At 60.2% G+C, this 12,267-nt stretch carries 12 protein-coding genes; 6 read left to right on the forward strand and 6 right to left on the reverse strand.

Translation table 11 applies throughout. The annotated features are described in order from the left end of the window. Positions 1–664: 664 nt before the first annotated feature. Genes CRO39_RS20515 through CRO39_RS11270 form a run of 3 tightly spaced genes read right to left on the reverse strand, consistent with a single transcriptional unit; the run spans position 665 to position 2,094 of the window. Positions 665–1,312, reverse strand: coding sequence for a hypothetical protein (locus CRO39_RS20515; protein WP_141400776.1), 648 nt, complete (start codon positions 1,310–1,312; stop codon positions 665–667). Continuing rightward, positions 1,296–1,649, reverse strand: a complete 354-nt coding sequence (locus tag CRO39_RS11265; RefSeq protein WP_097122061.1) for a hypothetical protein — start codon at positions 1,647–1,649, stop codon at positions 1,296–1,298. Before CRO39_RS11265 ends, CRO39_RS20515 begins: the two co-directional genes overlap by 17 nt. A 46-nt stretch (positions 1,650–1,695) precedes the next feature. Then, positions 1,696–2,094: a hypothetical protein gene (locus CRO39_RS11270; RefSeq protein WP_141400777.1), complete on the reverse strand. Its 399-nt coding sequence runs from the start codon at positions 2,092–2,094 to the stop codon at positions 1,696–1,698. Between the two features lie 310 nt (positions 2,095–2,404). Here CRO39_RS11270 and CRO39_RS11275 point away from each other — a divergent pair, with 310 nt between their 5' ends. After that, on the forward strand, positions 2,405–2,698 hold the full coding sequence (locus CRO39_RS11275; protein ID WP_425479689.1) for a helix-turn-helix domain-containing protein: 294 nt from the start codon (positions 2,405–2,407) through the stop codon (positions 2,696–2,698). A gap of 80 nt (positions 2,699–2,778) precedes the next feature. Here the strand turns inward: CRO39_RS11275 and CRO39_RS11280 are convergent, their stop codons facing one another. The 3 genes from CRO39_RS11280 to CRO39_RS21290 form a co-directional block, all read right to left on the reverse strand. After that, complete coding sequence (locus CRO39_RS11280) at positions 2,779–3,288, reverse strand: JAB domain-containing protein (protein ID WP_097122064.1); 510 nt, start codon at positions 3,286–3,288, stop codon at positions 2,779–2,781. Beyond that, positions 3,288–4,244, reverse strand: coding sequence for a DUF932 domain-containing protein (locus tag CRO39_RS11285; RefSeq protein WP_097122287.1), 957 nt, complete (start codon positions 4,242–4,244; stop codon positions 3,288–3,290). The genes CRO39_RS11280 and CRO39_RS11285 overlap by 1 nt, the downstream gene beginning before the upstream one ends. A 78-nt stretch (positions 4,245–4,322) precedes the next feature. Beyond that, positions 4,323–4,445, reverse strand: a complete 123-nt coding sequence (locus CRO39_RS21290; protein ID WP_274382264.1) for a hypothetical protein — start codon at positions 4,443–4,445, stop codon at positions 4,323–4,325. Positions 4,446–4,740: 295 nt separating this feature from the next. On the opposite strand from CRO39_RS21290, the gene CRO39_RS11290 reads away from it, so the two are divergent. From CRO39_RS11290 to CRO39_RS11310, 5 genes are all read left to right on the forward strand, one after another. Continuing rightward, on the forward strand, positions 4,741–6,042 hold the full coding sequence (locus CRO39_RS11290) for an FRG domain-containing protein (RefSeq protein WP_097122065.1): 1,302 nt from the start codon (positions 4,741–4,743) through the stop codon (positions 6,040–6,042). A gap of 237 nt (positions 6,043–6,279) precedes the next feature. Further along, a complete protein-coding gene (locus CRO39_RS11295; RefSeq protein ID WP_097122066.1) occupies positions 6,280–7,143 on the forward strand; it encodes a DUF6216 family protein in 864 nt (287 codons plus the stop codon). 108 nt (positions 7,144–7,251) lie between these two features. After that, complete coding sequence (locus CRO39_RS11300) at positions 7,252–8,004, forward strand: hypothetical protein (RefSeq protein WP_141400778.1); 753 nt, start codon at positions 7,252–7,254, stop codon at positions 8,002–8,004. A gap of 200 nt (positions 8,005–8,204) precedes the next feature. Beyond that, on the forward strand, positions 8,205–9,950 hold the full coding sequence (locus CRO39_RS11305) for an ATP-dependent nuclease (RefSeq protein ID WP_097122068.1): 1,746 nt from the start codon (positions 8,205–8,207) through the stop codon (positions 9,948–9,950). Beyond that, positions 9,950–11,689, forward strand: coding sequence for a UvrD-helicase domain-containing protein (locus CRO39_RS11310; RefSeq protein WP_097122069.1), 1,740 nt, complete (start codon positions 9,950–9,952; stop codon positions 11,687–11,689). The genes CRO39_RS11305 and CRO39_RS11310 overlap by 1 nt, the downstream gene beginning before the upstream one ends. Positions 11,690–12,267 lie beyond the last annotated feature (578 nt).

Here is a 12,267-nt window from a genome sequence, read left to right on the forward strand (position 1 = left end):
GCCCGGTTGGATTATCGCGGCCTACGTACACGCGTTTACTCAACGCTTCCCAAACCGAATGTTCGCCGGAGGCGCTCATTTGTTTTACGTTGACTAGCGCACGAACCGGGCCCCGTGCGGCCAGTGCCTAGGCCGCAACAGTCTGTATAGCAAAAGATGGGCGGCTGGACGCCATATATTTTCTATGTTCTGAAGATACAAAACGTATTGTCAGGAACTATCAGGTTCTGATTGCGCATGATATCTGGATGCGCGTGAACGTTCTTAAGGTGCAGCGGACCCATTGAAGCCATGAAGTTGACGCCCTCACGATCTGTCGATGATGCATCCCAAACTTCGTCGCCAACGGCAGCGGCTTAGTTGATCTGCCCGCTTCAAGTATCATGGGGCCCACGTCGCCAATGTCGTGCTGGCGCCAGCAGTTGTCTTCAGGACCGGTGACACAACAGATTTTTCTAGCGCTGAAGAACGAATACGATGTTTCACTCTGTCAGTCGCCCTTGCCCGGAACTCGACACGAACTCTATCTGAAGTAGATCACTAGCATCTCTGCGCGAAGCAAAAAAATGAATCCGCGCAAGAGAAGGGGGCATGCCGCCCCCTTCCCATTCTTCGCTCATATCTGGAGCCGTTGCAGCCCCCGACTGAGCCTAACGGCGGTGCTTCACGGACACTCAGGTGTTCCGTTTCCGGTCCAAGAGCAGTACCGATTTCGCCACTCCTGCATCTCCGTCGATACGTGGCCAAGCACAGTACCGTCGTGATTCACGCAGAGTCGGTCCCCGCAGATCAGCTCTGGGTTTTTGATTACATCAATATTGCGAATCACCGTCACGCCATTGACCACATCCATTTCGTTCATGCGAGCACCGTTGGTCATACGGCAATCGGCGCTGTCCGAGTAGAACTCACAGGTGGCTGGCCACAAGGGATAGCCCGAGTCGCTAATGCCAGAGGGAAGTCCTATCAGTCGGCCCCGATTGCGCGAGTCCCAAGCGCGTTTGACCTCAAGCACGTCCCGCTCGTATTGAACGCCATCGGGAGGCGGACTGGGCGGCTTTGCGTCTGAGTAAGCGCCGCCAAGGGGCTCGGAGCTATCCTGCAGGTCGGTGGTTTCCCGCGTTGCTGCAACATCAGGGCCCTTCTCGCCAGCCGTTCCTACGGACTCCCCGCTTGGACCGGCAAGGCCAGTAGCGCTTGAGAGGCGATCACAGCCTCCCAGTACCATCAGCATCAAGGCAATGCAGATACTTCTGTTCACGTTCGCTCCTTCTACTTGTTGAAGCCGCGGCCGGTCAGGCTTGGCTTTCATCGGAAACCTCCGGCGCCACCTTTTCCTGGATGACGCTCACTTGCTTGGCCTTGATTTGGCCGGACAGGAGCGGGCTGATCACCATATATACGACGACAGCCAAAGCGGATAGCCAGGCTTCAATGGCAATCGCCCAGAACATGAAGAAGACATGGAAGACCCAAAAAACGATTGGCGAGAGGATTCCGATGCCCTTGCGTAGCTTGATCCGATTGACCACGACATTGTTCTGGAAGACCGGTAGCGGGAAGCGCCCTTTCTTCAGGCTCAGATAGGCCCGGAGACTGACGGGGATGATGAAGAAGATGAGTGCGAGGGTGTAGATGAGAACGCCCATTGACGTATGGCTCCGTTGAGGTAAGAGAAGGTGAGGAGGGCTTCCGTCAGAAGCCAAGGGCATAACCCAGAATCGGATCGAGCATCTTGCTCTGGTACTCGATGAGGACCTTGCCATCCGTCTGGTCGGTGTCGACCCGGTAGGTGAAGTCCACCGACCGCTTGCGGCTGTGATAGACGTAGGTGATACGGGCATCGCATCGATAGCTGTCCGCGTCTTTGTCGTAGTCCAGCATGCGGATGTTGGATATTTCGTAGGTATCGAGAATCCCGACGAACTCCTCAGAGGTACCCCGCAAGGTTCGTGGAGCGTACTTTTCCACCTCCGTCTCGATGGCCTGATCGAGCACCTCCAGCGTGTCCATATCGCCGCAATCGGGTGTGCCTCCGCATCCAGCCAGGAACACAGACGCCAGCGCCACGCTGGCAAAAGCGATTCTTTTCATTTGATTCCCCTATTCGATTTGTTGAGTTTTCAATCGTGTCGACGTGAACCGCGCCGTTGAGCCGCGCGCTGCCTTAGCGGCAGCTGCGCCTCTCCGGCCGGGTTCACTCCCCAATCAGACTTGCACCATACTTACGTGTGACGTAGAGTCTACCCGGGGCGTACGCCATCAGTCATCCTGTTGGCATGCGTGCAACGCTTCTGTTCAGCCAATGAGTACCGCCCCATCCGTGCCTCGCAGCGTGGTGGCCGCGCGTTTGCGCCAAGCCCGCCAGTTACGGGGCTTGAGCCAACGGGAAGCCGGGGTGCGTATGGGGTTGGACAAAGACACCGCATCGGCGCGCATTAGCCGATATGAAAGCCAGTCCATGGCTATCAGCTTGGAGTCCCTCTTCGAGTTGGCCAGCGCGCTGGAGGTCCCACCGGCTTACTTAGTCGCGACTACGCCGGCCATGGCTGATGCCATCCTGTCGTTGGGCAACGAGAGCGAATCACGACAAGGACGCTTGGCTGCTGTCCTGGCCGCTCTCACCAAACTACCGAACAGCCAACGCAAAGCCTTGACCGAAGCCATCATGGAAGCCGCATCCAGCGGGAAACCCTGATAGCAGCGCTGCCAGCCGCCCATAGCGCCCGGCCCCAAAGGCCGGGCGCTATGCCGTTGACCACCGAACGGACGTCAGCCCTACACCAGTCCCCGGGCAGCCATCGAGACCGCTTGACTGGCCGTGACCACGAAATGGTCCAGCAACCGGATTTCCACCAACCGCAGCGCACTCGTCAGCTGGACCGTAACCGCCCGGTCAGCTGTGGAGGGTTCACTGTGGCCGCTGGGATGGTTGTGGGCCACCATGACGGCTGCTGCGTTCAAAGCCAGCGCGCGCTGGACCACGATGCGTGGACGCACCTCCGCGCCATCCACCGAACCGGAGAACAACCGCTCCACGGCGATGAGTCGATGCTGGGCGTCGAGGAAGGCCGCCTCGAAGTGCTCCCGTGTCTCATTGCCCAACCGCAACCGGAAGAACGCACCACACGTCGCCACATCCCCAAACGTCGGACCTGGGGCGCAGGCCCGCCGCTCAAGGATGCGCAAAGCTCGCGCAATGGCCCGGTCGTCTCGTGCCCGGGTAACCTCCTCCGACGAGGCCACCCCGGCATCGACCGGCACGCGTACACGTAACCGGGCCTGCATCACGCCACCAGCCGCATCACTTCGTCCCACGCGCGCTGCTTGAGTCGAGCGCCCTGCCCGAACCACGCCGCTTCCCTGCGGTGGTCATCGCTACGTGCACGCCGGTGATGGTCGACGAACTCGGTGATGCTGTTGAGCAGTCCCCATGCCGTGCCTCGGCTGGAGGCCATCTGCGCGCCCCGCCCTCCGCCCTCGTACAGCGCGCGGACATTGCCAAGCGCCTGCTCATTGACCACCGGCGCCTTGCCGTCTGCCGCTGCGTAGACGAGTACCCGGCGTAGCAGGCCTTCGACGGAGTCCGGGTCCACCGGGCGTTCGCACAAGGCCTTCATCCGGGCAACAAAACCGTCCCACGACGAAACCGTGATACCCAGCTGGCGCTTGACCGCATCCGGGTCGAACTGGCTACGATGCGGCACCTTGATGGCACCGCCGGCATTGCCTAGCGCGATGGACAAGGTGTTGTTGCAGACCACGCGTACCGAAGTGAACTGAGCCGTGGTCGCCAGCGTCCCATCACAGGCCGTGGCCAGCAGCAGGTAGCCATCCACCCTGTCCCGGCCCTTGAGCACCGTGCTCTGCCCGGTCCGGGCCAGCGCCCAGAACTTGCGCCCTTCGCGTAGCACACCGGCCGTCTCCAGTTCGAAGCCATTGACCGCGGTCAGGTCGCGGTAGAACTCGAGGATCTCGCCCGGTTGGACGACCTGGAACCGCTTGGAGACCACAGCCAGCGGCTTCTTGGTGTCTGAACGGTACAGGACCTTGTTCTCCGGGAAGGGTTGGATGACCCCCACGTTGTTGCGGCCGGTGACGTAGCGGACCTCGGACTCTTCTATCTGCCAGTCCATGCCGGCTTGCTGCTTCCAGACTTCAATCGGCTGTTGCCGGGCGAGCTTGTTGCCCAGGCCATGCCAGGGCTTCTCGCCAGCGTAGGCCATTGTTTCAACCAGGTGCATTGTCATTTCCTTGTAGGTGGGCGGCATAAACGCACAAGGCCCGGACAATGCCGGGCCTTGTGGGGATACCAGTAGGAATCAGGGATCGAGGAAATCACCGCAGTTGCGACATGCTGCAGCCGCCGTGCATTTGACGATGCCGGCCATCACGGCCGTGGCCACCACCATGATGCAGTAGATCAACTCGACCTTGTTTTTCATCATTGCGAACATCCTGAGGGGACACTGCGCTGCGGAGTGCCGGACGCGAAGCCCATGGGTTCCGGCCTCATGGAGGTAGTATGTGTTTGAATATCCGTTAGATCGAACCCGGAGCGCCGTACTCGCGCCATAAGAAAAGTGTTCCGATCTAGCTTCTCATGCTTCGGAGACTCCTCTTTTCACCAGACCACTTCCCTGGAACGAAAATAGGCCGCGATCTTGAGCAAGTAGCAAAGCCGGCTCGAGTCTCTGCTAATGTTCGTCGTAGGCTTGGTCCCAGCGGCTATTCGAACACATGTTCAACTTCCTCGTTACTGCCAGCGACGGTGCTTGGGACCTTCCAGGCTATGAGTATCCTCGCGGCCGATTCCTCGAATACACCAGCGATGAAATTGCGGCCAGCTTCCGGCAGCTAAAAGAACTACAGCTCAAGGCGCTGATGGAGCTACCGTGCCTTTTTGCCTACGAAGGCACTGACGAGCCCATGCGAGTCGGGCGCCTGAACTCGGTCAAGCTGCGTAACAACGGCAGCCTGCTTTATATCCGGCCAGAATTTGATCCGCAGATTCCGCCGATCCCGTATGAGCAGATCGAACCGCTGAAAACAGCCTTAGACATTCGCGACTGGGAGCTCAACCGGACACACTGGGCGATCAAGGACGAAGACCTTTACGAAGTGCTGATCGGTGCCCGCCTTGCCCCCGACGGCATGACGAGTCCAAGAGTGACGAAGACGGATCTTCCCCCCGCCTCGACACCGGAGTTCCAAGCTAATAGCGTTGGTGCATTTATCGAGAATGTGTTGGATATGAATCACCATGGTCGTGAGGTGTTCTATCGCGGACACTCTAACCGTTCCAGGTACCGGCTTGAGCCAGCTATCCTTCGAAAGGATGATCGCGGTAACTTCATCTACCGAGATGCCGAAGACCGAATGTACAGGGAGTTGCTCGTCTCTAACTCTGTCGACTTCCATGGCGATGTGTATACACTCGACCGGCTTGTCCGGATGCAGCACTACTCATTGCCGACGCGCCTCCTGGATATCACTTCGAACCCGCTGATAGCACTGTACTTCGCCTGCAAAAGCAACCTCGACGATGATGGCGAAGTGATCGTTTTCTCCATGGATCGACATCAGATCAAGTACTTCGACTCAGACACCGCCAGCTGCATCGCAAACCTGACCCGGCTCCCGCAAGACTCGAAGGAGTCGATCGACTACAGCAGCAACGACGTACGCAAGTTCAACCGACAGCTGGCGGTCAAGCGTCTACTGCACTTTGTCAAGGAAGAGAAGCCATTTTTCGAGAGTCGAGTGGACCCACGCCATCTCCGTTCTGTTATATGCGTCAAGGGAAAGCACACAAACAGTCGAATTGCGTTTCAGTCAGGCGCGTTCTTGCTATTTGGCCATGATGCGACGCTGGACGAGGGCGGAACCCCAGAGATCTCTGTCAAACGTATCGGCGTATCGAACAAGCCGGCCGTTCTCAGACAACTGGATCAGTTGAACATTAATGAGAGCACCGTGTTCCCTTACATTGAGAGCTCGGCGAAGTACATCGCCTCAAAGTTCCAGTTCAAGGACATCTGACTTTCGCCATGCCTTCGGTCTCCATGTGGGCCGAACACACGGCTACCTACCTTAAGGCAAACCGTCGCGCGTACGCTAAGGCGCGCAAGGCTGCTGAACAATAGCTCGCCGCCAACCGCATTAGTGCGCGCGGCCCACCCGCGACAGGGGTGGATCTTGTCCGTCTCACGCTGTGAGATTTCCCGAGGTGATGATTCTGGCCTGTTTCAGCTTCACCTCTTTCCAAGGAAGCCGCTCATGACGTTTGATGTGGACAGTTTCGTTTCCAGCGGCAAGCACGCGGCCGCGGTCATCCCCGTGCTGATTGCGTTCGGGTATGCGTTTCTGCGCGCTGGCTCCGCGTTCCCCTTACTAGCCCGCGCGTGGCGTTTGGTCGCCGGCACCTCCCCCATCTCCAACGAACGCATAGCCGCATACTTGCGGGATCAGCGCGATTTGAGTTCATTCCAGTTTCACTCCGGACTTCGTCCGCACAGCCTCCGCCAAACGACCCAACTGATTGACTGGTCCGATGCCAACGACGTATCGATCGAGCGTATTAGCAAATGCGGTGCCTACTTCGACCTGAGGTCATTGATGATCAACGAGGCGGTCCTGCCCTCGAAAGGCCGCACGAGGCTGGCCGGCGTAGCCACCCTGGTGCTTCTGGCCAGTACCGGCGGCCTGCTCTACGGCGCCGCGATGATGAAGTATGCCTACCTGTCCTTCCGCGACGACGGCCGTCACTTCGCCATCGCCGACGACGGCGCCCGTACGCTGCGGTGGACACTCCCCGCACTGCCCGCCTATGGCCCGGCGTTGGATAAGGCGCGCTGCGATACCCTGTCCGCAGGTGCGGCAGCAGCAGGCTTCAGCGTCGAGCAGACAAGTGTCCTTTGTAAAGCGTTGGGTACGCCGGAACTGGACAAGATGGCCACCGAAAATCTGCGCGCACAACGTCTCTTTGTTCTGTTCTTGGCGGCGCTTGTCGTCGGGTTGTTCTGGAGCTGCGGCGCATGGGTAAACAAGACCCGGGCTGCTCGAACACTGAGTGAGGAATTGCGCGAGCGGCGCTCGACCAATTCGGGCGCTGGGCTCGCCACCACGGCCGATCCGACATAATAGCCACGGCTCCGTCCGCTGCAGATTCCCACCTGACCCTAGGCAATACACCGCGTCCTCCACCCAGCCAACCCAACTTCGAGCCCCGTCATGGAATCAGTAGAGCTCATGTCCGCGGACACGGACGCGGCCTTCAGATCCGCATTGTCGCAACTGGACACCCAAGTGCCACGGCGAGCGCAAGGGCGGCGCAGTCATCATACCGAGCGCTATTGTGCGGCTCATCTACTGGCGACACTGCCCACGTCCCGACTGTCCTTTCCTCTGCGCCTGACCCATGGCGACAAGCCCGATTTCGTGCTGGAACTGCCTGAGACGAGCATCGGCATCGAACATACCGAAGCCGTGTCGGAGAACGAGGCGCACGCGCAGTTCCTTCGAGAAAAGGAAGGGCTGGGGCCGGAGGTGTTCTTCATGTCACGCGCTGTGCCGGGTGAGCCAAGGAAGAGCGCAGCGCGGCTGCGGCAGGAGATCAAGGACGATGCGTGGGGCGACGGATGGTACGGTGACTCGACTGAGCGTGAATGGGCGATCGCCATGGCGTACTACGTGAAGCAGAAGTTGAGCAAGGCTCTCGCCCCAGGGTTCCTGCGTCACCCACAGAACTGGCTGATGGTCTACGACAACTGGCCGGTGCCATCCGTGGACTACCGCAATAGCGCTTCGCATCTGCAGCCGTTGCTGGAAGCGATGGATGTCTTCTCGGTATTCGATGCCATCTTCGTGCTGGATGACGCGCAGATGTGCGAGTTCCGATCTACACCCATCATCTACGCGCTGCGCAATCCTTCAGACGGGCATTGCCCCATTCGCGACACTTCGGGACATGCCGACAAGGATTCGACCTATCGGAGGCGATAGCCGCACACCTGCGAGCGTCGGCGCCTGCCGCCCTGCGCGGCTAGTGGATGGCGTAGGCCGATCGGGCCGGAGAGAGGCCAGGAATCAACGCCGGGACGCCCAGTTTCGCCGACCACTCGCGCGTCTACCCCCACCCGATCAGCTACGATGGGATCCACGGGGACTGGCGCATCGCCGACAACACAAAGAGGGGGCAACCGGTGTATCTGGCGCAGCTCAACATCACCAATTTCAGGAAGCTCAAGAAAGCCGAATTGCACTTCCAGAAAGGCCTGAACGTCCTTGTCGGGTCCAACAACGCAGGCAAGACAGCAGTCGTCGACGCGCTGCGCGCCCTGCTCGCCGGACACGACGAACCCTACCCCCGCTTGGACGCCGAGGATATCCACCGCCCCAAGGGCGGTACCCCGGAGGGCGACATGGTCTTCCAATACGTCTTCCGCGGCCTCGACGCAGACGATGAAGCCGACTTCCTGGCGGCGCTGAAGCCGAACGCGGACGGAAAAATGGAAGCGCACATCACCGTCCGATACTCGGAAGCGGACAAGACAGGACGGTTGCGCGCCAAACGCTGGTGTGGCGACCATGAGGACGTTGGCCTGACTGGGGACATGATGGAAAACCTACGCGGTGTCTACCTGCCGCCACTGCGCGATGCCTCACAGGGCCTGAAGCCCAACCGCACCAGCCAGCTTTCGCGTCTTTTCCAACTCCTTGCCGACAACGCCGGCAAGGACGGCATCAACAACGCGCTGAAGGAACTTGACGAGGAACTGAAGAAGCACCAGCCAGTCATCAACACCCATGCGGCGATCAAGGGCCGGCATGGCGCGATGCTCGGTCCGCAGCTGGCACAGGCGCTGGACTTGGGCCTGAGCGGCAGCGACTTTCAGCGCCTGGCCTCGCGCCTGTCGCTAATCGTGGATGCCTTCGAGATTGAGCAAAACGGCTTGGGCTTCAACAACCTGATCTTCATGGCCGTGGTGCTTAGCGAGCTGGCCAAGAACCCCGAGGCCAGCTACCGCGGCCTCATCATCGAGGAGCCTGAGGCGCACCTACACCCGCATCTGCAGGCGGTATTGCTCAGCTACCTTGAGACGATAAAGGCCGTCGAAGGCGAGAAGCCCGTGCAGCTATTCGTTACCAGCCACTCGCCGAATTTTGCCAGCATTGCTGACCTCGACAGTCTAGCCTGCCTCGTCGACACCGGGAACGCCGTGGAGACCTTTTTCCCGCGCACGATCACCTTCGGCAAGGGCAAGCGTGAGAAGCTGAAACGCTATCTCGACGTAACCCGCGCCGAGTTGTTCTTTGCCCGCAGGGTGATCTTCGTCGAAGGCGCGGCCGAACTCATGCTGGTGAGCGTGCTGGCCGAGAAGGCTGGTCACAAGCTCCGCGAGCACGGCGTCAGCCTGATAAGCGTCGAGGGATTGAATTTCGACTCGTTCCTGCCGCTGTTCGGTACAACTGCGTTGAAGATCCCGGTGGCCGTCATCACCGATGCGGACCCCGTGTCCGTTGCCGTCGAAGGCGAGGAACCACAGGCGCTGTATCCGGCCCCCGGCGATGTGGTACAGGTATCGGACAATACGGCGAAGATGAAGGAAAGCGAGGACACTTTCATTAAGGTCTTCCACGGGCTAAAAACGCTCGAGTATGACCTGGCCCTGCACGCCGATAACCGCACAGCGATGCTGGCGGCGCTCAAGGAGTTGCACCCGAAGATCGCCGTAACCGTCACCGCGGCGCTCGAAGCGGCGGAAGGCGATGCCGCCAAGGCACGCGCCCTTTTCAGCGGCATGTTCGAGCGGTCGCAAAACAACGTGCAGAAGGGCCGCTTCGGTCAAGCACTTGCGCAGGTATTCGCTGATGGCGCCGCCTGCGTGGTGCCGGACTACATCGGCAAAGCGATCGCCCACGCCTGCCAGACCGGACAAGCCGAATAATGACCCAGGCATCTGCCGAGCAGTTGCAGATCATTGGTGCACCGCTGACACCGATGTCCGTGATCGCCTGCGCCGGCAGCGGCAAGACGTTCACCGCAGTACGGCGGCTCGCCGAGATACGCCGGCAGCTGGGCAACCATCGCGGCCGCGCCGCCCTACTCTCGTTCTCCAACGTCGCCGTCGACACGTTCCGGCAGGAATACCAGATGCTGGTGCAGAACGCGTCAGTAGGCTCCGGCCCAAGCCGTGTCGAGATCGACACGCTGGACGGCTTCATCACCGCCAACGTGCTACGCCCGCATGCCTACCGGACGATGGGCGCACGACAGGCCGCATTTCTTGTGACGGGTGGAGAGTCGTTTCTGAACGGCTTCAAGTTCAACACGGATACCTATCCGCGCGAGATCACGAAGATGCAGGCGGGCATCGATGATGGTCAGTTCTTCTTCCACTACGCCGACAACGACAATACACGAACGCTGAACACCGCCTATGCGTCCGGCATCATTAACCGCCTTGGCCAGATCGGCGCGTACACACACAACCTAGGTCGCTATTGGTGCCACCGTACGTTGGCGGCACAACCGGCCATCCTGCGCGCGCTTGCCCGCCGCTACCCGCACATCTTGATCGACGAAGCCCAGGACATCGGAACGGTACATCAGGCCATCATCGAGCAGCTTGTCGGCGCGGGCTGCCAAGTGTCGCTGATCGGCGATCCGAACCAGGGCATCTATGAGTTCGCCGGCGCGAACGGCTCGTTCCTGACCCGCTACGGTCAGCGGGCAGGTGTCAGCAACCTCGGCCTGACCCGGAACTATCGATCAGTCCCAGCGATAGTGGATCTGGCCAACCGCTTGTCGATCCGGGCCGACACCGCGGATAGGTGCGCCCCCCGCACCACGCATGGCGCGTTCTTCGTGTCCTACCGGAACGCCGACCGGGAGAACCTCATTACGTCGTTTCAGGCGGCGGTGGCGGCAGCTGAACTCGACCCCGGGCGCTCGGCGGTGCTGTGTCGGGGCCGCGATATGGCAGACCGGCTGGCCGGCAACGAAGGCGCCCCCGGCCAAGGAACCGTGAAGGGCCTGGCCCAGGCCGCCATCCTGCGGGATCGCAACAAGGACTACCTCGGGGCGTTCAAGCTGGTGACAGCCTGCATCCTCAGCCTCCTGGCGGATCCACCGCAGGGACTCGTTGCCAGGCTCGTCCAACCTGCGCGTTATCCCGATGACCGGCCGCTGCGCCGGCTGATCTGGGCATTCACGCGCAACGCAGACTCGGGATTGCCGGACTCAGCCCTGACCGCGGACACGCAGTGGCACCCGCTTCTGCTAGAACGAATACGGGCGTTGCTGACAACGGTTGAGCGCGACCACGAACTCGCAGGTGTTGGCAATCTGGGCCAGAAGCTCGCGCGGCGGGGCTTGCCAAGTGCTCCATTGGTCACCGCCGCCGACCTAACCGCCAATGACGAACCACCACGCATCCGCGTGGATACGGTTCATCAGGCAAAGGGCGAAAGCCTCGATGCGGTGTTATATCTGGCGAACAAGGAGCACGCCGCCGCATTGCTGGCGGGGGTCAACACCGAGGTGGGACGTATCGGCTATGTGGCGGTGACTCGTGCCCGCAATCTCTTGTGGCTAGGCGTGCCAGCCAATGCACTGGAGGAACTGCGCCCCACCCTGCTCGCGCGAGGCTTCCAGGAAGCCGGCGTAGGGGCGCAGGGACGATGATCGATACGATGCCTTGGCCCAGCGCTACGTTGATACATCACCCATCCATCGAGGCGCATCCAGATTTCATGGCTCAGCCGTGCAGCGATCACATTGAAGGCACCTGCGATAGTCACTTCTGCCTTTTATTCCGTCCCGCAAGTGCCCCAATGGCCCATAGCAGTACTTGCAGGCATGCATCTGGTCCGTCTCCCAAGCGCGGAGTCGGAGGGTGGCTGCGCCGAACAGCCCGAAAGCCGTCACCGCGCCTACGCCAACGCTCCACGGTCCGGCAGCAGCCAGCTGATCCAGCGTTGCCCCCTGAATCTCATCAGGAGGCTTGCCAGGACAAGCGCTGTACCGAAGGCAGCCAAGGCTCTCCAATAAGCCCGCACAAAGACTAGGCTCCAGCTCACATCCGACCTCCTCAGTTATTCGAATTCCCAGCATTCCCACGTCGATCTCAGCCTGTGAGATCGGCCCCGCCCCTTCACGAGGGCAGGATCCGCACCTATCCGCTGACCAAGTTGACAAATAGGCCGCCGGGAGAGATTTTTGCCATATACTGATTGACAAATCGTATTTTTTGGTTGACAACA

The organism is Pseudoxanthomonas wuyuanensis (genome assembly GCF_900215535.1).
Taxonomy (GTDB): Bacteria; Pseudomonadota; Gammaproteobacteria; order Xanthomonadales; family Xanthomonadaceae; genus Pseudoxanthomonas_A; species Pseudoxanthomonas_A wuyuanensis.